Annotated in this window: 16 protein-coding genes and 8 pseudogenes; 11 read left to right on the plus strand and 13 right to left on the minus strand. The window is 64.3% G+C overall.

Annotation, left to right across the window (positions count from 1 at the left end; genetic code table 11):
• The first annotated feature begins 355 nt into the window (after positions 1–355).
• Both AB0J29_RS11940 and AB0J29_RS11945 read left to right on the plus strand, forming a co-directional pair.
• A complete protein-coding gene (locus AB0J29_RS11940; protein WP_364783861.1) occupies positions 356–814 on the plus strand; it encodes a hypothetical protein in 459 nt (152 codons plus the stop codon).
• Positions 815–1,540: 726 nt separating this feature from the next.
• Complete coding sequence (locus tag AB0J29_RS11945) at positions 1,541–1,984, plus strand: hypothetical protein (RefSeq protein WP_364783376.1); 444 nt, start codon at positions 1,541–1,543, stop codon at positions 1,982–1,984.
• Positions 1,985–2,015: 31 nt separating this feature from the next.
• On the opposite strand, the pseudogene AB0J29_RS11950 reads toward AB0J29_RS11945, so the two are convergent.
• Positions 2,016–2,156 (minus strand): annotated as a pseudogene (locus tag AB0J29_RS11950) (AAA family ATPase); the annotation flags it as partial.
• Positions 2,157–2,320: 164 nt separating this feature from the next.
• Between AB0J29_RS11950 and AB0J29_RS11955 the strand changes: the two are divergent.
• Positions 2,321–2,629, plus strand: a pseudogene (locus AB0J29_RS11955) (ATP-binding protein); the annotation flags it as partial.
• 141 nt (positions 2,630–2,770) lie between these two features.
• Positions 2,771–3,067 (plus strand): hypothetical protein, encoded by a 297-nt coding sequence (locus AB0J29_RS11960; RefSeq protein ID WP_364783379.1) that lies wholly within the window; start codon positions 2,771–2,773, stop codon positions 3,065–3,067.
• Between the two features lie 54 nt (positions 3,068–3,121).
• On the opposite strand, the pseudogene AB0J29_RS11965 reads toward AB0J29_RS11960, so the two are convergent.
• A pseudogene (locus tag AB0J29_RS11965) lies at positions 3,122–3,338 on the minus strand (transposase); the annotation flags it as partial.
• Positions 3,332–3,652, minus strand: a pseudogene (locus tag AB0J29_RS11970) (integrase core domain-containing protein); the annotation flags it as partial. The pseudogenes AB0J29_RS11970 and AB0J29_RS11965, both read right to left, overlap by 7 nt.
• A 156-nt stretch (positions 3,653–3,808) precedes the next feature.
• On the opposite strand from AB0J29_RS11970, the gene AB0J29_RS11975 reads away from it, so the two are divergent.
• Both AB0J29_RS11975 and AB0J29_RS11980 read left to right on the plus strand, forming a co-directional pair.
• Entirely contained in the window at positions 3,809–4,234 is a 426-nt protein-coding gene (locus AB0J29_RS11975) for a hypothetical protein (RefSeq protein ID WP_364783382.1), read from the plus strand.
• 268 nt (positions 4,235–4,502) lie between these two features.
• Complete coding sequence (locus AB0J29_RS11980) at positions 4,503–5,486, plus strand: DUF2332 domain-containing protein (RefSeq protein ID WP_364783385.1); 984 nt, start codon at positions 4,503–4,505, stop codon at positions 5,484–5,486.
• Here the strand turns inward: AB0J29_RS11980 and AB0J29_RS11985 are convergent, their stop codons facing one another.
• The 5 genes and pseudogenes from AB0J29_RS11985 to AB0J29_RS12005 form a co-directional block, all read right to left on the minus strand.
• Entirely contained in the window at positions 5,487–6,038 is a 552-nt protein-coding gene (locus AB0J29_RS11985) for a transposase (protein WP_364783388.1), read from the minus strand. It abuts the gene before it with no gap.
• A gap of 254 nt (positions 6,039–6,292) precedes the next feature.
• Positions 6,293–13,306, minus strand: a complete 7,014-nt coding sequence (locus AB0J29_RS11990) for an amino acid adenylation domain-containing protein (protein WP_364783391.1) — start codon at positions 13,304–13,306, stop codon at positions 6,293–6,295.
• Position 13,307: 1 nt separating this feature from the next.
• Positions 13,308–13,976, minus strand: coding sequence for a DUF6875 domain-containing protein (locus AB0J29_RS11995; RefSeq protein WP_364783839.1), 669 nt, complete (start codon positions 13,974–13,976; stop codon positions 13,308–13,310).
• Between the two features lie 171 nt (positions 13,977–14,147).
• Positions 14,148–14,240 (minus strand): annotated as a pseudogene (locus tag AB0J29_RS12000) (hypothetical protein); the annotation flags it as partial.
• Positions 14,237–14,608 carry a TauD/TfdA family dioxygenase gene (locus AB0J29_RS12005; RefSeq protein WP_364783394.1) on the minus strand — a complete coding sequence of 124 codons (372 nt, stop codon included), beginning with the start codon at positions 14,606–14,608 and terminating at the stop codon, positions 14,237–14,239. The pseudogene AB0J29_RS12000 and the gene AB0J29_RS12005, both read right to left, overlap by 4 nt.
• A 288-nt stretch (positions 14,609–14,896) precedes the next feature.
• Here AB0J29_RS12005 and AB0J29_RS12010 point away from each other — a divergent pair, with 288 nt between their 5' ends.
• Positions 14,897–16,123, plus strand: coding sequence for a cytochrome P450 (locus AB0J29_RS12010; RefSeq protein WP_364783397.1), 1,227 nt, complete (start codon positions 14,897–14,899; stop codon positions 16,121–16,123).
• 482 nt (positions 16,124–16,605) lie between these two features.
• On the opposite strand, the gene AB0J29_RS12015 is transcribed toward AB0J29_RS12010, so the two are convergent.
• Entirely contained in the window at positions 16,606–17,043 is a 438-nt protein-coding gene (locus AB0J29_RS12015; RefSeq protein WP_364783400.1) for a hypothetical protein, read from the minus strand.
• 318 nt (positions 17,044–17,361) lie between these two features.
• Positions 17,362–18,012: a hypothetical protein gene (locus AB0J29_RS12020; protein WP_364783864.1), complete on the minus strand. Its 651-nt coding sequence runs from the start codon at positions 18,010–18,012 to the stop codon at positions 17,362–17,364.
• Between AB0J29_RS12020 and AB0J29_RS12025 the strand changes: the two are divergent.
• Positions 17,896–18,131 (plus strand): annotated as a pseudogene (locus AB0J29_RS12025) (transposase family protein); the annotation flags it as partial. The gene AB0J29_RS12020 and the pseudogene AB0J29_RS12025 overlap by 117 nt on opposite strands.
• A gap of 32 nt (positions 18,132–18,163) precedes the next feature.
• On the opposite strand, the pseudogene AB0J29_RS12030 reads toward AB0J29_RS12025, so the two are convergent.
• From AB0J29_RS12030 to AB0J29_RS12040, 3 genes and pseudogenes are all read right to left on the minus strand, one after another.
• Positions 18,164–18,342 (minus strand): annotated as a pseudogene (locus tag AB0J29_RS12030) (transposase); the annotation flags it as partial.
• Between the two features lie 207 nt (positions 18,343–18,549).
• Positions 18,550–18,828, minus strand: a pseudogene (locus AB0J29_RS12035) (transposase); the annotation flags it as partial.
• A gap of 115 nt (positions 18,829–18,943) precedes the next feature.
• Positions 18,944–21,733: an AAA family ATPase gene (locus AB0J29_RS12040; RefSeq protein WP_364783403.1), complete on the minus strand. Its 2,790-nt coding sequence runs from the start codon at positions 21,731–21,733 to the stop codon at positions 18,944–18,946.
• Between the two features lie 165 nt (positions 21,734–21,898).
• Here AB0J29_RS12040 and AB0J29_RS12045 point away from each other — a divergent pair, with 165 nt between their 5' ends.
• From AB0J29_RS12045 to AB0J29_RS12055, 3 genes are all read left to right on the plus strand, one after another.
• Positions 21,899–22,723: an alpha/beta hydrolase gene (locus tag AB0J29_RS12045; RefSeq protein WP_364783406.1), complete on the plus strand. Its 825-nt coding sequence runs from the start codon at positions 21,899–21,901 to the stop codon at positions 22,721–22,723.
• 81 nt (positions 22,724–22,804) lie between these two features.
• The gene (locus AB0J29_RS12050; RefSeq protein ID WP_364783409.1) at positions 22,805–23,605 is read left to right on the plus strand and encodes an alpha/beta hydrolase; all 801 of its coding nucleotides are present in this window, start codon (positions 22,805–22,807) and stop codon (positions 23,603–23,605) included.
• An 848-nt stretch (positions 23,606–24,453) separates the two neighbouring features.
• Positions 24,454–24,774: a hypothetical protein gene (locus AB0J29_RS12055; RefSeq protein ID WP_364783412.1), complete on the plus strand. Its 321-nt coding sequence runs from the start codon at positions 24,454–24,456 to the stop codon at positions 24,772–24,774.
• Position 24,775: the final 1 nt, after the last annotated feature.

Raw genomic sequence — 24,775 nt, forward strand, 5'->3', positions numbered from 1 at the left:
CCCCCAGCCTCGCTGCGCAAGTCACCAAGAACGGACCACGGACTCGTCGCGAAAGCCTCATCAAATATCTCCAGCACTGTTCCATCATCGCGGTGGGCTCAAACCACATTGATAGGGCCTGACGGATCCGCGCCGGGACGCGGGGCGGCCATTGCATGGAACAAGCGGAGGTAGCGCAGTGCGCCTGGAAACGACGCACCACTGGAATACTCCGGCCACGACTCCTCGAGCTGCCGCGTCAGATGCGTATCAGGGCCCCGCTCGCCACGCCGATCAGAAGAGGGCCTTATGCGGAACGTTCGCCGGGTCGGCTCCGCGGTCGAGACGGCCCAGTCGACGCCCACACGCCGATCGCATGACAGTGCAAGACCAACCGAACTCGGAGTCGTCGTCCCGAAGGATCCACCTGACCTCACGCCGGCCGCTGCTCGTGCCCTGCTGCGCCTCATCCAAAATGTCGCGTCCAAGTCCGCGATACCCCGGACACCCGAGCATTGACCGGCGACAAACACAGCCCGACAATGCATTCCACGCGCCCATACGGCTTCACGGCGCACCGATCAAGACCAACTTCGCCGAACTGATCGTCCAGCTCGGCGACGACCGTCTCCGCCACATGCTGGTGCCCGCGATTCACCGCAACCGCACCGAGATCCGCGACATGCCCGACAATCTCGCCGACCTCGACCCGGCCGTCTGGTCACAGCTGCACGAGGTGATGCGGCCAGACAAACCGGGCGAGTCGCAGCAGGCCACCAGCGTCGATAAGGTCAACAGCGGTCCCGGCATCTCCACTGAGGGCTGGGCTGAGTAGAACTGTTCGGGCGTAACCCATTCGGCGACGAGGTCACCACCGACGAACGCCACCGGCTCGTCGCCATAGTGGGCCACCCAAGTATGGGCCGCGAGACGGCGAGGGCTGGTCACCGCATCAGGGAACCCGAACACCATCGCGGCCACCATTCCCCGTGACGCATGCGCCGGCACCTCCGGGTGATCACACCAACCGAGCACGGTGTTGTGCGTCGATGAATCACAGGCATCCCAGTCGCGAAGCTGCACCCGAGGCGAAATCCCCATACAGCAACAGTATTCCCGGCCAGTGACATCCCGCGGCTGGCGCGCATCTGGTGATCCTGCCGCTGCCCCATCCGCTAATGGCATCCGGCACCGCCAGCAACCATCGATGCTCTCCTCTGATCTGTCAACGATGTCCCGAGGACGAAACGTCAACTATCTCCTGGGACTTCACAGACAACCGGGCTAACTGCAAGGGTCGACGCGCAAGCGATGGCAAAACTGCACCGGCGCCGCCTGAATCGGGCAGAACTGATATCACCCAAGGGATCTCGGCGAGATAATGCCATGCTCCCGACGGCTACGAGAAAGCTTGAACCTCCCACACGGTCGAGCTGGTTCGATACGCTAACTGACGGAACGACTTTCGGCCTGCGCCGCGACGTCATGCGGATCCGTCCTGGCTATATTGCTGGAGCGGGGTACGGCTGCGAGTGTTGTTACGCGGGAAGGACATCGACTGATGACAGTGCGGCGAGCAGCGGCAGGGGTCGTGGTGTCGGCAGGGATCGGTGCGTTGATGTGTGGAATACAGGCGACGCCGGCACAGGCGGATCCGCTACCGCAATGGGCGCCGTTCGGCACCACGCTCTACACCTTCGGGGATGCGAATTTCTGTGCTGGGACGATCGGCGTGGCGGTGGAGGCCGCACCGCATCTGCCTGGCCACGTGCTGGCCCACGTGACACCACTGGGTTATCAGCGCGGGCCGTGCGGCAATCATGTGATGCTGGGATGGGTGGGCTCAGCGGGTGCGCGGGCGCAAGATGTGTATGTGCATACCGATGCGGCGCCGGGCGACACCGTGACCGTGGACCTGTGGGTGGGGATGGGTCCGGCCAAGATCATGGCCGACACTTGGCCAATCCAGGGCCCGTTCGCGGAGTGGTATCTGCTGGTGCCCTAGCCGCGACGTCGAAGTTGGCCAGTGACGCCGGGGTGGGCAGGCTGGCGAACCGCAACCGGCCCGCCAGGCGGCGGGCTTCGGTGTCGTCGACCTCGATCCGAAGGAGTTTCTCCAGTGTCGCTGTCGCCGAAAGGTTTTGCGCAGTGGAGGCTTCGAGTACCGATGGCAGTGCTGCCGTTGCCACAGAGCCGACGACGGCGTCGCGCCAGTCGATAGCGGTGGAACCAAACGGCGGTGTCAGCCATTTTGCCGACACAACCTGAAACAGTGCCGACGCCGCCTCTGCGGGCAAGGGCAGGTAGCCCAGTTCGTCGAGCTATGCCGACGTCGGCATAGGTGGACGAGGTCGGATACCATCCCCTTCGACCAGGACGCAGCCAACCTGTTCTTCCAACTCGTGGCCTCCCGCTATGAAGCAGGCTCGATCATGGTCACCTCGAACCTGCCCTTCGGGCGATGGGCGAAACCTTCTCCGACGACGTTGTCGCCGCCGCCATGATCGACCGCCTGGTCCACTACGCCGAAGTCCTCACCCTCACCGGCGACTCCTACCGCACCAGACAACGCCGCGTACTCCTCGCCAAGGACAACCGAGTATCCAACAACTCACTACCGCACGGCTATTCAGAATTCGCTCAGCACTGACCGCTCAACATTCGGGATCTGTCCCATTTTTCGTGAACAGTTCTGGAGCGAGCAACTGGGTGCGCTTGTGTGTCTGCTCGGTCGCCGCAGTATGCCCATCGCCATCAGGAAATGGTTCGACAGTCCCGATACGGTAGGTGCGTGATGAGGAGAAGTCCGCAAGAGAAGAAGCAGCTGAGCTACGCCAATGACCGCCGCAACACCTACGGCGAGAACGATAAGGCGTCGCGGAAGAACCTGCCACGTAAGCGGGCACGCGTACACCGCGCCAATCGGCATCGGGCCCACCAGGATCTGCTTGCAGCAACCGGGCTGGTCGACACCGAAACGTCAGACGTTGCCGAGCTGCGGCTGAGGGGTCGCAGGCCCAAAGAGTTCCGAAAGCAGCCGGACCTCTCGTTGGGCGAGTATCTGCGCCGGAAGTCAAGAGCCCGATAGCAAACCTGATCGCGGAATAACTATTGTGCCGGTAGCTATTCCTTCACGGATTACTCAGTCGCTCAACAGAATTCGTTTCCGGAGAAGGTCCAGTTTCGCGCGGCCGAACATCTGCCGTTTTGATCATCTTGATGCGGCTGACGTTTCCTTCCACTGGTCCGCTGTTCCAGGGCAGCGTGAAGCCGGCGGTGACCGCATCGAGGTCGCGGCGCAGGCCACGGACGAATGAGTGCAGGGCCGGGAGGTCCTCGGCGTCAACGGCTTTCATCCACTGCTCCAGTTCACGCCCACGTAGCTGGCGCATGAGCGTCGCGAAGGCGCGGAGGGAAAATCGAGCGATAAGCGGCATTTCCGGACGTTGGACTTCCATCGAGTCCCGCAACAGCCCGGCGCGTGGAACCGGTGTCCGCCGGAGTTGCCGTCGCTACTGGACGACGGTCCAACGAACGCCGAACTAGGTGTTCGGTCGTCGATCGCTTGGTGCGGCCTGATCGTGTTGTAGATGATCCGGAAGCGGTGGACCTCCATATCCAGAGCATCACCATCGGCGAGCACGCCGCGGAAAAGGTGCTCATATTTCAAGGTGCCGAAGAACTGTCTCGAGTCAAGATCTTGGCAGGATCTCGCTGGTCATGGGGTTGATGCTGCAGGTGTCAAGATCACCTGAGAGTGCTCGGTAATGCCGATTACAGTGTGGTTTTGGGTGTGCGAGGGTCGGTGCCCCATGCCAGGATTGCTCACATGTCACTGAAGTTCTTCAATGAGTTGTCCGGGACGTTGGCGATCGAGCTGACGGAGCCAACTAAGGATATCGCGGCGAACCTCGCGAATCAGCGGGCGACTGCGACGGCGAAGATCAGCGAGCTCTCGTTTGCACCTGAGGTTTTCGAGGGCGGGAAGTTTCGTGAATTGACTGGGGAAGAGCTCGACCGAGTGGTTCTGGAGCTTTCCGTACTGAACTTGCGGGGGTTCGGAGATGCTGTCGCTCATCCAGCACCGAACGGCAAGTGGTTCACGGTGCGTGACCTCGTGGCCGCCGTTTCCGAAACCGAACGTCGCACTCGCCATCAGACGGGGTGGTACGGCGGCATCGACGTGCATCATGTGTATTTCGAGGGCATCCACCCGGGCGATGACGGAGTTTGGGCGATCCACTGGGGATCGTGAGCTCTACAGAACGTCCGGTCATGCCGCATGGAGCGCGGTTCGACGCGGGTCGTGTGGCACTCCCGGAAGATCAACGAGCCGAGATCATCTCGGCCCGCCGAACGCACGATGTTGCCGCTTATCGAGCGTTTCTCCGCTGGTCGCAGCCGATGAAGGCCGCGCTGGGCACTCGGCCGTCGAGCGCCTGGTGCGGTCTGATCGTGTTGTAGATGATCCGGAAAATTCGGTCCGGGTGCTGGTGAGGGTGGTGTTCGGGTAGAACGGTTGTGTGGATTCGGGGACAGCTGGCCGGTATCGGCGTTTCGGGGAGTTCGAGGCTCGGGGCAGTTCGTCGTGTTATGAGCTGTGGGCGTTGGGGATCGCGTCGGATCGGGGGCTGCTGTCGTTGATCGATCAGCTGCCGCAGGAGAAGAGGCAGCCGAATCTCGTTCTCGCGGCGTCTCGCTATCTGGGGGTCGCCGAGACATCGTTTCCCGAGTTCAGGGACTGGATGCTGCTGCATTGGGATGCTGTTGCCGAGGTGGTGCTAGCGCGAAGCACGCAAACCAACGAGGTCGGCAGGGCCGCGGTGCTTGTTCCGGTGTTCGCGCAACTTCCTGGTCCTTTGGCACTGATCGAAGTGGGTGCGTCGGCGGGTCTGTGTCTTTATCCGGACTTGTTCAGCTATCAGTACGACGATCGAAACGAGCTGCATCCTGACTGCGGCGAGTCTGGTGTGGTGCTGCGGTGTGCAACCTCGGGAGCAGCGCCGATTCCGGATCGGTTGCCCCAGGTGGTGTCGCGGGCGGGGGTCGATCTGAACCCGTTGGATGTCAACGACGCTGACGAAATGCGGTGGCTCGAGTGCCTGGTGTGGCCTGGACAGCCGGATCGGCTGCGGCGGTTGCGCGAAGCGGTGGCGATTGCCCGGTCTCGGCCAGCGGATGTTGTATCCGGTGATCTGAACGAGAAGGTGGCCGAACTGGTTCATGCCGCGCCGAAGGGGGCGACGGTGGTGGTCTTTCATAGCGCTGTTCTGGCCTATTCGAGTGTCGATGAGCGCATTCGGTTCGAGCACACAGTTCGGGGCTTGCCTTGCCATTGGCTGTCCAACGAGGGCAGCCTCGTCGTCGAATCTGTGGCTGACCGGCTCCCGGTGCCGCCGCAGGACACCCCCGGGCGGTTCGTCGTCGCGTTGGACGGGATTCCGCTGGGATATGCCGCGGCCCATGGTCAAACGCTCGATTGGTTCACCACGGGCCCGGTTCGATGACTATGCGGCGGCATCGCATTGCGGCCTGTAAGGCGTCTTGTTCTCGAACATGGCGTAGAGGACGTCGCAGCGGCGACGGGCCAGGCAGATGAGGGCGGCGTTGTGCTTCTTTCCTTCGTCGCGTTTGCGCGTGTAGTAGGCGCGGCTGGCCGGGTCGTGTAGCGCGGCGAACGCGGACAGGAACAGGGCTCGTTTGAGTTTGTGGTTGCCTGATCGAGCGGGGTGCTCGCCGCGGATGGAGCTGCCGGATCGGGTGGGTGATCGGGGCGATGCCGGCGTAGGAGGCGAGAGGGCGGCCGAGGCGAAGGCCGAGCCGTCGCCGACCTCGAGCAGGATACGGACTCCGGTCCTGACTCCGACGCCGGGCATCGAAGTCAGGACCTTGGCAAGAGGGTGATCATCGAGCATCCTCTCGATATTTTCAGCGATGCTCTTGCGTTGTAGCAGAACTGCTTTCAGAGAATCGGCGAGCTTCGGCAGCACGATCTCCGCAGCGTTCGAACCGGGAACGGCGACTGTTTGCGCGGGCAGCGCGGCCAGGATTTCCTCCACCAGTCGCGCGCCCATTCGCGGGGCATGTTTGGTCGCGATCGTGGTGAGCTGCCTCTGCCCGCAGCTCTGATTCCTCCGGGACCACCGCAGCGCGAGAGGATCTCCAGTACTGCCGGATGGGCGATGCGTGGGCCGAGGACCCGTTCGAGGGCAGGATGAATGCTGGTCAGCAGACCGGCATGGATCCAGCCTGCCGTGAGTGGATCCGAAGTTCGACTCGAGTGCGCCCGCGATGCCGCATCCGCTGTACATGCTCACCCGACCCGGCGATAGAGGATTGCGCGCAGCGCGTCGAGGCCCTGGCCGGACATCATCGAGAGGTGATCTCCCTCGACCACCTCCATCCGCACGCTGCTGCGGGTGTGGCGGCACCAGAGCTCAAATTCCACCAGCCCCGCGACATGCGTGGCCTTTGACACGACCAGATCGATGGCCGCCACCTCGCCGACCGGGTGCCATTGCGCCAGCGCCCGATGGTTGGTTAGCAACATCGTGACCTGCCGCTCGAGCAGCGCCAATTCCTCCGCCCCGAGGTCCATGCTCGCCAGACACCGCACCAGCGCGGATACCCGTTCGGCCGCAACCAGATGCGCCGTCGCAGTGATTGCCGACTCGGCCACCGACACGGTGGCCCAGGGCATCAATCGGGCCAGTTGACTGGCCAGCGCCGCCGCAGCGGTGGACTGGTCTTCGATCATCGGCGGATCGATCATCGTCAACTCGATGCGCTCACCGGTGTCCTCGAGCTGTCGTGTCATCTCGAACGCTACTGCCGCGCCGAAGGACCATCCAGTGATCGTGTACGGCCCTACTGGTTGGATTCGCCGGATCCGCGCGCAATACTCCTCGGCCAGGACAGCCACCGTGGTGTCGGGGCCGGGATCGGACTGGGGAAGCCCGACCCACCGCCATGGGGAGTCAGGTTGGCAGGCCAAAGCATGGGCCCAGCTGATGGTGCCGCCGACCGGAGGCACCAGGAAGTGATTCGGCCGATCCTGGTCACCACCGAGGTGGACCGTCCTCGCGGCCTGCTCGATCGCCGCGATCATCGCGTCCAATACAACTGCGGCCGAGGGGGAATCGACTCGGGCGGGGTCGTGGGCACACCGCACGTGCATGACGTCACCAGTGTCGACCACGGTGATACCGAACGGTGTCGGCAAGACATTGGTAGGCCCGATCCCGCTGCCGGTCTCGACGGGCACGGGCGCGAGCACGTCGGTGGCCAACGGTGAGGATTGTTGCCCCAGGTAGTTGAAGGTGATCGAGGGCGCCTGGATCTTGGCTACCAACACGCCGAGCGGCGAGGTTGGCTCGAGATAGCGGGCGATACCGTAATTGATGCCGTTGGCCGGGATTTCGCCCAGACGTCGCTCGACGTCGGCGGCGGCGGTCAGCAGGTCTGGCTGGTCTCCGACGGGCAGAAGCGCCGGGTACAGCGCGGTCAGCCAGCCGATGATCTGGTCCGCCTCGGGCAGGTGGTCGCGCCCGTGCCCTTCGAGCAAAACGTAGAGCGGTTGGCCGAAGGCGAGCATCATCCCGCGGGCGAACGCGGCCAGCAGCACCGGCCGCTCACCGGGTTTGCGGAGCAGCGGCAACTCGCGGACCAGGAAACGTCGCGCCAGCGGCGACAAGGTGCGTTCGGTGTGGTGCAGAGCCGCGAATGGCGCGCGCTCGGTGGTGGTGGCGATGCCGCCGGTGCTGGCATTGAGCAGCGCTTCCCAATGGACGAATTCGGCGGCGTTGGGCTGCAACGGGATTCGGCTCGGCATCCCGGCTGCGGGAGCCGCGTTGTGGGTGTCGAGCTGTTCACCGGCCGACAGCTTGCGATGGCCGGTCTCGATATCGCGGGTCAGGACATCCCACGAGACGGTGTCGATGATGAGGTGGTGCATCACGAGGCACAGCCATCGTCGTCCCGATCCCGGATCGGTGCACAGTGCGATATGCCAGAGTCGCTGTTCACGGATCGATAGTTGCGAGCACACCGAGTCCAGGTGGGCACGCATCGATGTTTCCGGGGCGCTCTCGAGCAGGGTGATGAGCGATACGGCCGGTTCACGAGCGTTGTCGAGCAGGTGGGCTTGCCAGTGGCCACCGGTCTGGGAGAACACGGTGCGGAATGCGTCGTGTCGTGCCACGCTCCATGCGATCGCCGCCATGAGGTCGTGCTCGTGTGCGTGTGGGCTGACCTGGAAGATTCGGATCTGATGGAAGTGATCCGGGTCGTGGAATTGTCGTGCGAAGAACCAGCATTGGATCGCCGAGAGAGCGAGCCGGGTGCCGCCGGGGCGACGCTGCCGGGTCATCGAGGTGGGTTCGTGGAACTGTTGGGTCATCGCACGGATGGTGCGGGCCCGCAGGATCGTCGGCACTGACAGTTCCAGTCCCTGGGAGCGCGCCAGGGACACCGTCCTGATCGCCAGCAGCGAGTCGCCGCCCACGGCGAAGAAGTCGTCGTCGACGGTGATGTCACGCCGTCCCAGGACACCGCGCCACAGCTCGAGCAGGACATTCTGTGCGGGGCTGGTCTGTTCCGTTGACCCGGTCACGGCGAGTGGGCCAGCCGGAGCTGGCATGTGGAGGCGATCGAGCTTGCCGGTGGGCGTGCGCGGCAGATCCTCGACGATCGCGTACGCCGAGGGAACCATGTAGGAGGGCAATCGGTCGCCGAGCCACCGCCGTAGCGCGGCGCTGAGGGTGTGATCGTGGCCCGGTGCGGCTACGAATGCCGCCAACTGTGGGGTGCCTGCCACATCCTCGACCGCGACGAACGCTGATCGGACGGCGGGATGTGTTGCCAGACAACGCGATACCTCGCCGGTCTCGATGCGGAAGCCGCGCACCTTGACTTGGTCGTCGAGCCTGCCGAGGATCTCGAACTCGCCGTCGGCGCGCAGGCGTGCCGCGTCGCCGCTTCGATATATCCGGGTACCGGCAAGCGGCCCAGTCGCGATCGGCCCGAATCGTTGACTTGTCAGGTCGGGACGCCCGAGATAGCCGAGGGAAATGCCTGCGCCGGCGATGACCAGTTCGCCGCGTGCGCCCGTGGGTGCGAGTTGGCCGCGGGTGTTCAGGACGTACATCGAACTGTTGGCGATGGGGCGGCCCACGCTGATGCGAGCGGGATCATCGGGGTGTTCGCGGGGATGTACGCGTGCGACCGAGCACCACACCGTCGCTTCGGTGGGGCCGTATTCGTTGTGCAGCGCCACCTGCGGCAGTAGCTGGGCGTGGCGGCGCACGAGTTCGCTGGTACATGGTTCGCCACCGATCGCGACCACGCGCAGCGATGATTGCCAGGGTCGGTCGATTGTCTCGAGCAGCAGCGGATAGAACGAGGCGACGAAGTTCAGGTGCGTGATCGAGTGCGTGTCGATCAGCGCTCGCACCGCATCCGGGTCCTGCTCGGCGGTCGTGTCGACCGGTAAGACGACGGTCCCGCCGAGCGACAGCGTCCATGCGATCATCGATCCCGCGACGTCGAAGATCACCGGCAGCGTGACCAGGGTTCGTGGTGGTGTTGACCCGAATTCGACTGTGCGGGCGTGCATTGCGGCGACCGCGTTGGCATGGGTGGTGACGACGGCCTTCGGCGTGCCGGTCGACCCCGAGGTGTAGGTGAGATAGGCGGGGGCGCCGGGTCGGATCGGAGGCCGAGCCGCAGCCTGGGAATACAACGCTGCCTTGTCCACGTACAAGACCGGCACCTCGCAGTCGCAGAACAGGTCGGCCTGATCCGCCGAGCACAACACCGCCGCAGATTCGCTGTCGCGCAGCAGGTTCGCCAACCACGCCGGAGGCTGCGACGCATCCAGGGTGAGGTAGGCGGCCCCGCGCCGCAGCACAGCAACCCAGGAGGCAATGAGTTCCGCGGATTTGCCGCATGCCACCGCGACACTCGCTCCGGCGCCGACCCCCGCCTGGGCGAGTAGGCCCTCGATGCGCGCCACGATCTCGTCGAGGGCACGGTAGGTGGTGGTGTCCGATCCGTGGATCACCGCGACCGCGTCTGGGGCGCGCTTGATGCTGTGGTCGATGCCTTCGACGATCGTGGCGAACGCAGGCACCGAACGGGGGCCGGTCCCGGCGGTGATGATGCGTTCGGTCAGCTGTGGTCCGAGCAAGTCGAACTCGGTGAGCGCGGTGTCCCAATGATCGACGAGCGCGCCCAGGATGTGCGCGAACTGCTCGGCGTGGTCCAGCACGGTTGCGTGGTCGAACAGGTCGCTGTTGTACTCCCAGAGGATGTTTATCCTGTTGCCGGACAACACATCCGATGATGGTTCGGGCACGCAGACGACGTTGATGTCGTTCTTCGCCGAACCGTTGTGGTCGATCCACAGCTCACAGCGCAGGTTCTCGAGTTCTAGGCGCGGCCGAGGGCTGTCGTGGAAGGCGAACATCAGCTGGAACAGCGCGTTGCGGGCAGGGTCGCGTGGCAGGTCCAGTTGCTCGATCAGGTCCACGAGCGGGTACTCCTGGTTGTCCTGCGCGCCGAGCAGCACTCCCATGACGCCGTGCACGATATCGCCGGGGGTGGCGGACTCCTCGACACTCAACCGAAGCGGCAGGGCATTGACGAACATGCCGAGCAGGTCGGCGGTTCCGACCTGCCTGCGATTGGACAGCGCCGACCCGATCACCATGTCCGACTCGCCGGTGTGACGCCACACCAGCAGCGCGAACGCGCTCAGGAATACCGCGAATCGTGTCACGCCATGCTGTGCGCACACCGCGTCCACTGTGGCGATGACCTCTGGTGCGATGCTGGCCCGGACACAGCCGCCATTGAAGGTCTGCAGCGGCGGGCGGGGCCGGTCCGGTTCGAAGGTAACACCGGTGCTCGGGCATCCGGCCAGCGCGGTGGTCCAGTACTGCCGCTGTCGGCGGTAGTGATCACTGTCGCGCCAACGGTCGCACCAGCGGGCGTAGTCGCGGTACTGCACACTCAGCGCCGGTCGCGGATTCGATTGCGAACGCAGCTCGGCGTCGTAGGCGTCGCGGATCTCGGCCAGGAACAGCGTCGCCGACCAGCCGTCGTGCACGAAGTGGTGCTCGACCTGGAACAGTTGCCAGCTCGTCTCCGATAGCCGGTACAGCTGCCACCTCACCAGAGGCAAAGTCCCGATATCGAACCCGGTGCTCAGCACAGCGCGCTTGTGCCGCTCCACCGCGATCGGCTGTGCCTGCGGGTCCATGTCGGAAAGGTCTATCTGATTGATCCGGACCGACCACGGGGCGTGGATCTGCTGGAACGGTCCCTGTGGTCCGTCATGGAAGCTCGTGCGCAGTATCTCGTGGCGCTCGACGATGTGGGACAGGGCGCGTTGCAACGCGTCCACGTGCAGCTCGCCGGTCAGCGTGAGGGTCCACTGCGTGGTGTAGGCCCGCGCCGACGGTGACAGGTGGTGCAGGATCCAGATCTGACGTTGTTGGGCGCTCAATGGCGCCTGGTCGCTGTCGCGCCCTGCCACAACCAAGGCGGGCCTGTTGGTCGGCGCGGACGAGCGTACGTGTTCGGCAAGTTCGCGAACATCGTAGGCGTCGAACAGTACGCTCATCGGGATTTCGATATCGAAGCGGCGGCTGATCGCCGCCGAAAGCTGGACGTAGGACAGTGAGCCGAGTCCAACCTCACGCAGCGCGGCGCAGACCGTGATCGCGTCGGTGCCGGTGATCTCGGCCAGCGCATCGAGCAGGATGCTCTGGATTGCGTCTGTCGGCGGCACCGAATCCGTCACCGTCACAGTAGGTCTGGGCAGCTGGTGCTCATCGATCTTGCCGTTGCGCGTGCGCGGTAGCGTCGACAGCACGACCCAGGCTGTAGGGACCATGTAGTGCGGCAGCCGGGCCGCCAGGTGAGCTTGTGCGTTCTGCGAGGTCACAGCATCGGTGCTGTCGCGGACCGGGACCAGATATCCCACCAACATCGCCTCCCGTTCCAGGTCGGTTCGGACGGTGACGTACGCCTGTTCCACCCGGGGGTGGGTCATCAGCGTGGTCTCGACATGACTGGGTTCGACCCGGTTGCCGTGGATCTTGATCTGGCGATCTGTGCGCCCGAGGATTGCGAACTGGCCGTTGCCGGTGATCTCGACGAGGTCGCCGGTCCGGTAAGCCCGCGTCCCGTCGCCCAGCCGGACGAACCGTTGCGCGGTCAGGTCCGAGCGGCCGAGATAGCCGATCGCCACATTGACCCCGATGATGGCGAGCTCGCCCTCTACGCCCGGCACGGTGTCGACCTCCGTGCCGCTGTCATCCAGCAGCGCGTAGCGAGTGTTGAGGATGGGGTCGCCGATCGTCAGCGCGAACCGTTGACCGGTAGTGCCCGAATAGACCAGTGCGTAGCTTGACCATACGCATGCCTCGGTCGGCCCGTACTCGTTGTAGAGCGAGGTGTGGGGCAGGAGGCGTTGGTGGCGGTCGATCAGCACCTCACTCCATCGTTCGCTGCCGATCATCACCGCCGTCAGCATCGTGGGCGGATCCGCCGAAATCCGTTCCAGGAAAGGCGCATACAGCGACGCGGCGTACACCAGGTGGGTGATGTGCTCGTCGCGCACAAGGTCGACCGTTGCCGCGACGTCATGCAATGGAGTTCGGGCGACGACCAGCGTTCCACCGCCCAGAAGCGCGTAGAAGACAACTCCGGAGGCGACATCGAAGGCGGGTGAGTGCAGCAGCGGAATCCGAACGGGCACACCGTAGGCACGAAGACGCGCTTCGGTGGAATTGAGCATCGAATGGTGACCGACAACAACACCTTTCGGCTTCCCAGTCGATCCGGAGGTGAAGATGACGTAGGCCGGATCATCCGGGCACGGCTGAGCAGATGCGCCCGGTCCGGCCCCAGCGGCGGTGAGCTGGGCGACGGTCGTCCACTGTGCCGTCCCGTGCGGGTGCCGCGTCAGTCGGTCGTCGGTAGTGACGACCACTGCCGGGCGCACTTGGTCGAGTATGTCCTGGATGTACTCATCCGGGTCGGCCGGGTCGATCGGAACATAGGCCATGCCCGCGCTCACCGCGCCGATCAGCGTCGCCACGAACTGCACCGACCGATCCAGCAGCACTGCAACGGTTTGTGTGCCCGGACTGTGCCGGGCTGCGGTCAGGCCGAATGCCACTCCCTCGGCCAGTGCCGCGAGCTCGGTGTAGGTCAGCGCATCCTGACCACACTGGACCGCGATCCGGTCGCCGTTGCGCGCCACCGACGCCGCGAAGGCCGCAGCCAAGTGAGGTTCATGCTCCACGGTTATCTCGGTCATGTCAGTGCCCGATCGTTTCGAGCGTGCGCTCAACGCGGCGTGCGATCTGCGTCGGAATCTGGTCGCCGAGGAGGTCGAGGTAGTGGCCCAGGAGCTCGGCGCGGTGCTCGCCGGGCCGGTCCAGGAACAGGATGTCGTGCACCGTCAGCGCCCGCACGGCGAACATCGGCACCGGCGACTGCATCACAGGGAACGTGGGATTGTGCACGCTGCCAACGGAACTGGAGGTGTGGAACTCCCCGAGCATCAAGCCGCGACGCACGAAATCCACGCGGACGGCCGCGTGACCGCCGTCGATGAACTCCGCGGCATCATCGGGGTCGACATCGGGGAATATCGCCAGTAGCACGCCACCGCGCAGCAATGCCTGGGACTGGCCGAACAGCTCGATATACAGGTCAGCCAGATGCGGGATCTTCTCGACCGCCTCGGCCAGCGTCGCTGCTGTCGTTTTGACCGTGACGAGCCGGACCAGGTTTCGCTCGATTGTCGGCGCGAGGCGAGGGCAGACTGCGCCGGGCCGATGCAGCCGTCTATCTGGTTTGAGCACGAACCCTTCGATCCACCTGAGCACCTGCTCGTAGTGCGGGAATCGTTCGAACATCTGCGCAGCGTTCGCGATATCGGTGAACGAACTCGGGTCGAACAGATTTGCATCGATGGCGTTCACCGTTCTCCGCTCCCGAACGGCTGACCGACCACGGCATAGGAGGAAAGCGGCCTGGGCCGACCGGAATGTCCCCGACAATGGTGACCCTGTGCAGGATCCGTGAACCGTACTCGGCGTGGACATCGGCCGCGCCATATGGGCCGTGGACTGGTTGTCCCAGAACGCTACGGTCCCCGGTGCCCAGCGAAGCCTGGTGGTGTATTCGAGCCTGGTGATCTGCTCGAAGAGCAGGTCGAGCACCCTTCTGCTCTCCAGCGCCATCATATCGAGGATGCGGCTCGTGCGCGAGGGGCTGACGAACAGGATCTTCTCGCCGGTTCCGGGTGGATGCGAACGACCGGGTGAACCGACACCATCGCCTTCTTGTTGACCATGTCCATAATCGAGCGGTCCAGCGGATCGTTTTCGGCCGTCTGATAGCCCGCCCAAAAGGTGTGTTCGGCGCGCAGGCCATCGACCAACTGCTTCAACGGATCCGACAGCCCTTCATAGGCCGCAGCTAGGACCCCAGCCTTTGGGAGTACGCCGCCCGCAATCTCCCTGCTGATGCCGTACTTCGTCGCCAGCTGCTGATCCGCGATCCCGCCCTGCGGTCGGCATACGCGCGCCTTCGCTCGATTTCCCCGCCGCATATCAATCTGTCCTACGGCCGAGATCTGCTGGACTCTGATCGCGTATCAGCCGGGCGTCCCCATCGTCAGTCCGGGCGGTGACCAGCTCGATCCGGACCGGGTTGCGGCGGAGCTGGCCGGTGGCGCGTCGATTCACCAAGTTCGAAGCGGGCGCCGGAACCCTCCCTGAGCCCACGGCCGACCACCCGATCCACGCCGTAAGGCGTTGAGGTCCAGCACGATTAAACTAGAACGTGTTCTAATCGAGTTGTGAGGTCTGCATTGAGGCAGGCCGCAAAGGAGGTACTCATGATCCCGACGTCCATTCCCGCAGGATTCGACTTCACCGACCCCGACGTGCTGGCCGAACGCCTGCCGATCGAAGAGTTCGCCGAGCTTCGTCGCACTGCGCCGGTCTGGTGGTGCGAGCAGGAGAAGGGGGTCAGCGGTTTCGACGACGGCGGATACTGGGTCGTCACCAAGATGGATCACATCAAGGAGATGTCCAAGACTCCTGAGGTGTTCTCGTCGGAGGAGAACACCGCCATCATTCGCTTCAACGGAGACATCGCCCGTGAAGAGGTGGAGATGCTGCGGGGGCTCATGCTCAACATGGATCCGCCGCGGCACACCAAGAACCGACGGATCGTGTCCAAGGGCTTCACCCCCCGAGCTGTCAACTCTCTCCGCGATGCGCTCACCGAGCGTGCGGAACGGATCGTTCACGAGGCAAAGAAAGAGGGGCGGGGCGACTTCGTTCAGCAGATCGCCTGCGAACTGCCGCTGCAGGCCATCGCGGAGCTGATCGGTGTTCCCCAGGAGGATCGCAAGAAGATCTTCGACTGGACAAACCAGATGATCTCCTACGACGACCCTGACTTCGAGGGTGACCATAAGATGGCCACCGCCGAAGTCATGGGTTACGCGTGGAATCTGGCCGAGGAGAAGCGCAAATGTCCAATGGACGACATCGTCACCACGTTGGTGAACGCGGATGTCGACGGCGAGGCGCTCGGGTCGGATGAGTTCGCCTGGTTCGTCATTCTGCTCGCGGTTGCGGGTAACGAGACCACCCGCAATGCCATCACCCATGGCATGAAGGCGTTCGTCGATCACCCCGAGCAGTGGGAGCTTTACAAGGAGCACCGCCCGCGCACCGCACCTGACGAGATCGTCCGCTGGGCAACGCCGGTGACAGCCTTCCAGCGAACCGCATTGACCGATACCGAGCTCGGTGGCCAGCTGATCAAGAAGGGCCAGCGCATCGGCATGTTCTACAGCGCGGCCAACTTCGATCCGGAGTCGTTCGACAACCCGTTCACGTTCGACACCTTCCGAAACCCGAACCCCCATGTCGGTTTCGGCGGCACCGGCACGCACTTCTGCGTCGGCGCGAACCTCGCCCGACTGGAAATCGACCTGATGTTCAACGCGATCGCCGACGTCATGCCGAATCTGCGTCAGGTCGAGGAACCGGTGCGGCTGCGCTCGGGCTGGCTCAACGGGATCAAGCGCTGGGAGGTCGCCTACGAGTGAGGGATCGCCCCGGTGAGCGGAGCACTCACGTCCGGGGCGAAGTTCGCAGGCTGCACGGCGAGCCGCGTCGAGCCGATAGGCGAAGCCCGGCTCGGCGCGGTCGCGGAATGCCCGTTCTCAGCGCTCGAACTGGGCGCGCTTGAAGTCGTTGTAGGGTCAGGTTGAAGTTTGAGGACGATCGGCTGATCCCCCGCAGACGCCCCACGCTCGTACGTCGTGGGGGCGCTTCATGTCTCGAGCGTGGCGCTGGTCGCGGTCGATGAGGTGCCGTTCTCGTCTCGGATCTCGTCGGCGTCGCCATCCGCTTCGGTGGTGGCGTTCAGGGATCATGCTGAACCGGCCAGCTGCTGTGCGCGGTCGCGCTGGCATTGGGCGGTCGCGGGCACCACTACGGCTCGGTCATGCGGCGCGGGCCTGCATCGCAGACAGAAACCGTTTGGCTCCCCCGGGAACCAGCTCCATGAGCAGCCGGTGGATCCGGTTCAACAGTTCGGTGCGTGTGCGGCCGAGTTCATCGCGACGATCGACCAGCAGTCCGAGTGCGATGAGTTCCGGATCTGCTTGCACTCGTCACAGATTCGGTGACCGTAGTGCGGCCAGCGCAACCGAATAGGCGTCGACCGGGCCGGTTTTGCGCCGTTGCCGGTGGCGAACACCCGCACCTGCGCCGACAGTTCGGCGGGCACGTCGATGACAATCTCACCGTGGTGGATCAGCCGGTGTGCCAGATGCCGGCCGACGCCGTTGCAGCCCTCGATCGCCCAGATCCGCTCCGGGAATTGTCTTGCCGCGGTGAGCATCTCGCTGTACCCGGTGGTGTCTGTGCTGTATCGGCCGGTCGCCAGCACGGTGGAGGAATGGTCGATGATTTCGATGGTGGCCGAGCGTTTATGCGGGCCTATTCCGATGATGACCGTCACGGGTGTCCTTCCAGAAGTCCGAACGAACTGGGTGTCCGTGCGGGAAGGGCACCGCTACTTCGAGCCAGGGCAGACCCCTTTCCAGCCACGCCCGCACGGTAACCCGGTGGGACGCAAGCCATTAGTGAGCCACACCAAACAAGCCGGGGGCAGCCGATCAGGGAGCCTCCCACCGGGCACCTGGGACTCGATCCCGGCCGGGATCAAGCCCTGACACCAGTCTTAAGTAGCCGAATAGCGCGTTACCCAGAGAAAGTGCAGCAGATCGAAATCCCGCCCGATGTGGGCGCCGTGGCGATCCAACACGAGCGACAATGTCTACTCGGTGAGGCGGGCTGCCCCTGGGAGAGTGACGCTCCCGAACCCCTCTATGACTACGGCGGACTGTCCTGACCGGGCATCCTCGGCGAATTCCTGCCAAGTGGTCGGCACAGCAGAGTCGATGACGGGCTCCTCCAAGTTGACGTCGTACGCGTCTTCGTCCGCCGTCGGGTCCACCTGTTCATCAGCCAATTCGGCCACTCCTTTTCGCTCATCAGCCGTCGACGGAACCGATGATAGAACGCGTTTTCGAACCGTTGCGGTTCGACGCTGCCTGCGCTGGGGCACCTCTACCACGACCTCAAGGACGACGCAGTTGAGATTCTCGCCGAGCGTTGCGGTTCGGCGCTGCACCTGCGTGACGCCGCCCGCCAGCGCGTCGAACAGGTTGAGATTCTCGCCGAGCGTGGGAGTGTCGGAATAGCGGCTCTGGCGCACTTCCGGTGGCGCGTGAGACCTGAGTGACGGCAGTATGCCGCAGTGGTTGAGATGAATGGTGTTGCCGGGCTGTTGTTTTCGGGACTGTCGGCGTCGGAGAAGGTCCACAGTTACCGCCAGCGAACCTTGGCCGACGTGCCCGTCGATGGCAGGCTGGTACACATCCGTGTGCGTGTTCGACGGCTGGTGTGCCCGATACCACTGTGCCACAGGACATTCCGGGAGCAGGTTCCCGGCGTGATGGCCGCGCAGCCGTGCGGGTCCTGACCGCGCTACCGGTGCGGCTGTCGCGGCATTCCGCGATCCGCGTGCTGATGCGAATCCCACTGCAGGCCCGGGCGAGCCCGTGCCACAAATGCCATGAGCCGTCACGGACAACGACCTCGACACCGGCGTGTTCACGCAGCCATGCCTCGAGCGTTTCGGACCGGCGATCGGCAACACATCAATCCGGTCATGAGTAACCGCGTCGATGAGCACTGTGCCATAACGATTTCCGCGGCGAAACGCGAAATCGTCCACGCTCACCACCCGTGGAACCGGCCGCTTCGGCGCTGCCTGCGCCGAAGATAGCCCATACCGTGACTACACAGCCGAGACACTGACCGCTATGACCCGCACACTCACCGCCCGCTTCGTCGAAGCCGGGATGTTGGTGTTCGATCGGTCGACCCGGTTGCGAACGTCTTTCTCCAGTGCGGCAACGCTTTTGTGGGCTCCGGCGCAGGAGTTGCTGGGTGAGCAAGGCGCGAACCAGCGTTCGACCTGGTTGAGCCACGACGAGCCGGTCGGGGTGAAATGTATGTGGAAACGCGGATGCACGGCGAGCTATTGCTGGACCAGCGGTGTCTTGTGGGTGGCGTAGTTGTCGCAGATCACGTGCACGTCGAGTTCGGCGGCCACGGCATTGTCGATGCTGGTGAGGAACTTACGGAACTCGATCGCGCGATACCGGCGGTGTAGTTCGCCGATCACGGTGTCGTCGGCGACGTTGAACGCCGCGAACAAGCTGGTCGTGCCGTGCCGACCGCCGCCCTCATCGCCGACTTCGTGCTGGGGCGCCGTCGACCTGGCGATCACCTCACCCCCGTACGGCGACTCCACCCATGGTCACGAAGGAGCGTCGGCCGGTTGACCGACGTCATCTGGTTGCGGTGATCGCCGCGGCGAGTTCGACGCGGCTGGTAATGCCGAGGCGGGGGTAGATGCGGTAGAGGTGAGAGCCGACCGTTCGGTGGGACAGGTACAGTTTCTCGGCGATCTGACGATTGGTGAGACCGTCGGCCGCGAGGGTCGCGATCTGTAGTTCCTGAGAGGTGAGCTGGTCACGGGCGTTGGGGGTGCGGCGGCCACTGGTTTCGCCTGCCGCGCGAAGTTCGTTGCGGGTGACCTCGGCCCACGGGTCCGCGCCGAGGGCGTCGAAGGTATCGCGAGCCGCACGCAGTGGCTCACGTGCCTCCGACATACGGCGCAGGCGGCGCAACCGGCGGCCGTGATGCATTTGCAGCCGGGCGCGATACAGGGGCCAGGAGCCGACATGGCCGTTGAGTGCGGCGGCGTAGGCGGCATCCGCGTCGGCGTCGTCGGCGAGCACCGCTCGGCTGTACTCATCGACGACGCAGAGCATCGGGGCGGGTAGCCGCATCGCCAAGCTCGGCAGCTCGGCCAGCAATCGCCTTGCGGCATCGACCTTTTCCGCTGCGACGGCGGCGTCGGCGAGTTCGGGAGCGATCCACCAGCGCCGCATGGGGTGACTGACGGGGTCCGCCGGATCATAAACACGCTGCAAGGCGGTGAATGCGTCGTCGCCGCGGCCCGCGAGCAAGTGGATCATGCCGCGGGTCTGTTGGGCGGCGACTTGGATACACCGCATGCCGGTCGCCAACGGGCTGGCATCGATCTGCCGGAGATGATCCTGCGCGAGTTCGGATTCGCCGCGCAGTGCGGCGATCATGGCCAGGTTGGTCCGCCCGGCAACCAGATAGAACTCCTCACCGGTCTCCTCGGCGAAGGACCGGGACTCCTCGGTTTCGGCGCGGACCTTATCCCACTCGCCCAGCCAGATTCTGCTCCAGTTCCCGGCGCCGAGGATGCCGGAGAGCAGGCCGAGTCGCCCCTGGTTGCGGCCGATATCGGCGGCGTTGTCGATATAGGCTGAGCCGCGGCGGAAGTCGCCGAGAAATAGCGCGGCGTAACCGAGGAAGCGCATGGAGTCGGCGTCGGCACGGTCTGGGTTCAGTTGCGCAAGCTGATCCAGGATGGCCGCACCGCGATCCCATGGCACGCTGTAGGCATCGATGGCAAGCACCCGTGGGTCTTGTGCGGGCAGATCGAGGTTATCGAGTTGGGCGGCAATGGCATCGCGCGCAGCGGTCGAGGCGTCCTGGAAAAAGCACCGCGATGCGGCACGCCACAGCAGTTCCGCCGCCAGGTCGGTTTTGCCTGCTGCGTGAACCTCGGCGGCGAGATCGACGAGCTCGCGGATCCGGAGTTCGGGGTCGTCGTAGCGGTGGAATGCGATGACTTCCTGCACGTTGGCCAGTCGTGCCCGCTCGATTGGCCCCAGCGCGCCGAGGTTCGCCCGGTCGACGAGATCTCGAGCTTCGCGGCGAGCGCCGGTTTCACTCGCCAGTTCCGCGGCGTGCAGCAACAACGCGGTGGTCCGGTCGGGTCGCTCGGCGAGCTCGGCTGCTCGATGCAGAGCGGCAACAGCCGCCATCGTCGCGCCGCAGGCCCGGGATCGTTCCGCGTACTGCTCGAGTTGTGCGGCGAGGGTGTCGTCGGCGCCGAGGGTAGCCGCGGCACGATGCCAGAGTTGCTTGTCAGGGAAGTCGGCAAGGACATCGGCCAGGATGGTGTGCGCACCGAGTCTTTGGGTCAGCGGCGCGCGGACGTAGGTCGCCGATCGCATCAGGGGGTGCCGGAATCGCAGTGTCGCGCCGGATAGTTCGACCAAGCCGACATCGATGGCTTCCTGCAGGTGCCCGGTGCCGACCGTGGTGCGGGCGAGCTCGGTCGCCGCTTGGAGCAACCGGCGGATATCGCAGGTGACATCGGCGGCGAGGACGATGAGAAGCACCCTTGCGGGCTCGCTGAGTTCGGCGGAGCGGGCGGCGAAGGCGGCTTTCAGGCGGGCGGTGAGCGGCAATTCCTCGGCCACCCGTTCCGCGTTGTTCTGACGTAGGGCCCGAGGTAACTCGGTGAGCGCCAACGGATTTCCCGCCGCCTGGCCAAGCAATCGCAACCGCACGGTACTCGTCAGCGCGGGCGCTTGTGCCTCGAGCAGTACCGTGGCGGCCTGCTCGTCGAGCGGTTCGACGACGAGATCCGGCAGCCCTGCTCGGCGCGCCGGATCCTCCTGCCCGGACCGGGCGGCGCCGACCGCGAGCACCGCATCGCTGCCGATCCGGCGCGCCAGAAAACTCAGCACATCAGCACTACAACTGTCGAGCCATTGCAGGTCATCGACGATCAAGACGGTCGGGCGCAGCGCGGCGGCCTCGCCGACCAACTGCAACGCGGCCAACGCCACCGCATACAGATCGGTGGATCCGTCCGCCTGACCGAACGCCGCACGCAGGGTGTGCTGTTGCGCTACCGACAGTTTCGCAACCTCGGGCATGAGCGGATGCAGGAGCTGATGTAGTGCGGCGAAGGGCAGTCCGGCCTCGTTCTCGACACCGACCGCGGACAAGACGGTCAGGTTCCGTTCGGTAGCGGTATCCCGGATCGCGGCCAGTAGCGCCGTTTTTCCGATACCCGCTTCCCCGCGCAGCACCAATGCCGATCCATTACCAGCGACGGCTCGGTCGAGTAGATCGCGCAGCAACCCCAGATATCGATCGCGACCGATCAGCCCCCGGGAGCCAGTGGGGGTGGCTGCCAGAACGTCACCGACATCGAAACCCGACTCCGCAATCTCGCTACCCACCCGCCGAATCCTGACAGAGGATCCACCGTTTCACAACGCGACGGTGCAAGTAACCTGCAGTACTCGAGACCCACGACTCAGTCACCAGGCTGCAGTACGACGGAGTCATTGATGCAGTCGTTCGACTGATTCCCGGGGGGTGCCCCGATTCGTAATTTCATTGGCATGACAAACACCTTCACCACCACGGATGGCGCCCAGATCTTCTACAAGGACTGGGGCAACGGCCAACCGGTCGTCTTCAGCCACGGTTGGCCGCTCAGCGCCGATGCCTGGGACGACCAGGCCCGCCTGGTCGCCGAGAACGGCTACCGCGCCATCGCTCACGACCGGCGCGGCCACGGCCGATCCAGCCAGACCTGGGACGGCAACACCATGGACCGCTACGCCGACGATCTCGCCGAACTGATCGAGCACCTCGACCTGCACGATGCCGTTCTCGTCGGACATTCCACCGGCGACGGTGAGGTCGCCCGCTACCTCGGCCGCCACGGCAGCTCTCGGGTCGCGAAGGCGGTCCTGCTCGGCGCGGTACCCCCGGTCATGGTCCAGTCCGATACCAACCCCGACGGCACCCCGATGGCGGTTTTCGATGGCATCCGCACCGGTGTCACCACCGACCGTTCGCAGTTCTACTGGGAGCTCAGCGAAGCCTTCTACGGTTTCAACCGGCCCGACGCCACCGTCTCGGAGGGCGCACGCCGCGCGTTCTGGCGGCTGAGCATGCAGGTCGGAGTACGCGCCGCCTACGAATGCATCGCCCAGTTCTCCGAAACCGATTTCACCGAGGACCTGAAACGGGTAAACATTCCGGTACTCGTGGCGCATGGCGATGACGACCAGATCGTTCCGCTGCACGACTCAGCGGTGAAATCGGCTGAGCTGATCAAGAATGCGACGCTGCGGATCTACCCGGGCGCACCGCACGGCCTCTACGGCGACTTCCGAACCGCATTCGAAGCCGATCTGCTCGCATTCATCCAGCACTGACCCCCTTCGTCCAGCGCTGAGCCCCTTCACCGAGCAGTGTGCCCCGCATCATCTGCAACACCACGAACTCGAGGAACTGTCATGCGTATCACCAATGCCGTCAAGCTCGCCGCCGTCGCGGTAGGCCTCACCGCGACCATCGCCAGCGCAGGTTGCGCGACCGCCGACCCGGGCCCGGCCCCCGCCAAGCCGACCATCGTCTTGGTCCACGGCGCCTTCGCCGAATCCAGCAGTTGGAACGGTGTCATCGACAAGCTCAACAAGCAGGGTCTCAGCAGCATCGCCGCGGGCAACCCGCTCCGCAGCGTCCAAGGCGACGCCGACTCCGTCCGCAGTGTCGTGGCCTCGATCAATGGGCCCGTCATCTTGGTCGGGCACTCCTACGGCGGCCAAGTCATCTCCCAGATCCAGGATCCGAAGGTCAAGGGACTGGTGTACGTCGCCGCCTTCGCCCCCGAAGAGGGCGAGACCATCGGCGAACTGTCCGGCAAGTTCCCGGGCAGCACGCTCGGCGACACCCTCGATAAGGTGGTACTGCCCGATGGCAGCACCGACCTCTACATCCAGCCCGCCAAGTACCAGCGCCAGTTCGCCGCCGATGTGCCGAACAGCCAGGCGGCCATCGACGCGCTCACCCAGCGTCCGCTGAACGATCGGGCCCTGAACGGCAAGTCGGGCGCCCCCAACTGGAAGAGTCTGCCGTCGTGGTTCATCTTCCCTGATGCGGACTTCAACATCCCGGTCGCCGCACACCGTTTCATGGCCGAACGCGCCGGAGCCCGCGCGACCGTCGAGGTGCCGGGCGCTTCGCACGCACTCACCATCTCTGAGCCCGACGCGGTCGCCAAGGTCATCGTCGACGCTGTACAGGCGGTCGGCTGACCATCCCCGGCCCGGACCACCATCCCAACCCGATCTCGAAACGAGCTGTGCCGCGTGGACATCCACGCGGCACAGCTCGTTTCTCGGCAAGTGAGCAGTTTTGGTCTGGCAAATGAGATCCAGGCGGACCAAAAGTAGCCGAGTTCGACTCGTACTACCTTGCCCACCGAGGAGATACAGCAACTGCCGCTACCGCCCAACGTTCTGGTTGTCGGCGCGGGCATCGCTGGCTCGGCAACGTCGGCGTCGATGTCGAATTCGGCATTCCTGGCCCCATCGACAGCCCCATCGACCTAGTCGGACGATATCGGCGCCATGCTGACCTACCGAATCGACTTCTTCTCGCGGGTGGCGCCAACCTGCCCAACCGACACCCGAACACCGTGTCTGCCCGGCCGAGACGCGAATCATCGTCTACATCCACCTCGACAACCTCGGCTGGTCATACCACCCGAGATACCCACGGAAGACCCGATGGCGAGCAGATAGCGGCTCCGCGTCAAGGCGGTCAACCATGGCAAGGCCGGATCCACACCACTGGCTGAACATAACCGGGAGGCAATTGCGAGCAGCCCGCGAGATGTATGGATCCGAGTGGACAGCTTCCGCATGACGCGACCCTCCTGCTTGATATCGAAAGATAAGTCAAGACTTTCATTTTGACGATTTCTCCATACACTCGATTCCATTGCCTCTACGCCGAATCAATGAAACATAAAGGCGTTTCACCGGTTCGCGTTCGACATCGAGCAACGCATGGAGAAATTGACATGATAAAGAGCATCAGCGAGACGGCGATTCAGTGTCTGCGATATCTGGAGGCGTGCGACTTCGAAAACATGCGGTCGATGTGCACCAGCACAGCCACCGTATGGCACTACGACGGCGAGGGCGAGCAGACGATCGACGAGAAACTGGAACAGCTGAAACCACTCGTTACTGCCGTCGATTCGCTGTGGTACGACGTTGCTCGGCAGTTCCAGAATTCGAACGAGGTCCTCCAGCAGAATGTACTTCACATGGTTATGAAGGACGGGTCCCATAGCGAAATCCACGCCGCAATGTACTTTCGGTTCGAAGGGGTTCTCATCGACCGAATCGAGGAGTACACCTACAACGTGCCGGTCAACGGCACCACCGGATCCGTCGTTCAGCTCCAGGGTCGATAGC

Origin of the sequence: Nocardia sp. NPDC049707, assembly GCF_040674855.1 — a bacterium.
Taxonomy (GTDB): domain Bacteria; phylum Actinomycetota; class Actinomycetes; order Mycobacteriales; family Mycobacteriaceae; genus Nocardia.

What these genes read in the sequence shown, in the direction of transcription:
- AB0J29_RS11990 (WP_364783391.1), bottom strand. Translation starts at nt 13,306, where the DNA reads ATGACCGAGATAACCGTGGAGCATGAACCTCACTTGGCTGCGGCCTTC.
- AB0J29_RS12045 (WP_364783406.1), top strand. Translation starts at nt 21,899, where the DNA reads ATGACAAACACCTTCACCACCACGGATGGCGCCCAGATCTTCTACAAG.
- AB0J29_RS11945 (WP_364783376.1), top strand. Translation starts at nt 1,541, where the DNA reads ATGACAGTGCGGCGAGCAGCGGCAGGGGTCGTGGTGTCGGCAGGGATC.
- AB0J29_RS11940 (WP_364783861.1), top strand. Translation starts at nt 356, where the DNA reads ATGACAGTGCAAGACCAACCGAACTCGGAGTCGTCGTCCCGAAGGATC.
- AB0J29_RS12010 (WP_364783397.1), top strand. Translation starts at nt 14,897, where the DNA reads ATGATCCCGACGTCCATTCCCGCAGGATTCGACTTCACCGACCCCGAC.
- AB0J29_RS12055 (WP_364783412.1), top strand. Translation starts at nt 24,454, where the DNA reads ATGTGCACCAGCACAGCCACCGTATGGCACTACGACGGCGAGGGCGAG.
- AB0J29_RS12050 (WP_364783409.1), top strand. Translation starts at nt 22,805, where the DNA reads ATGCGTATCACCAATGCCGTCAAGCTCGCCGCCGTCGCGGTAGGCCTC.
- AB0J29_RS12005 (WP_364783394.1), bottom strand. Translation starts at nt 14,608, where the DNA reads ATGCGGCGGGGAAATCGAGCGAAGGCGCGCGTATGCCGACCGCAGGGC.
- AB0J29_RS11975 (WP_364783382.1), top strand. Translation starts at nt 3,809, where the DNA reads ATGTCACTGAAGTTCTTCAATGAGTTGTCCGGGACGTTGGCGATCGAG.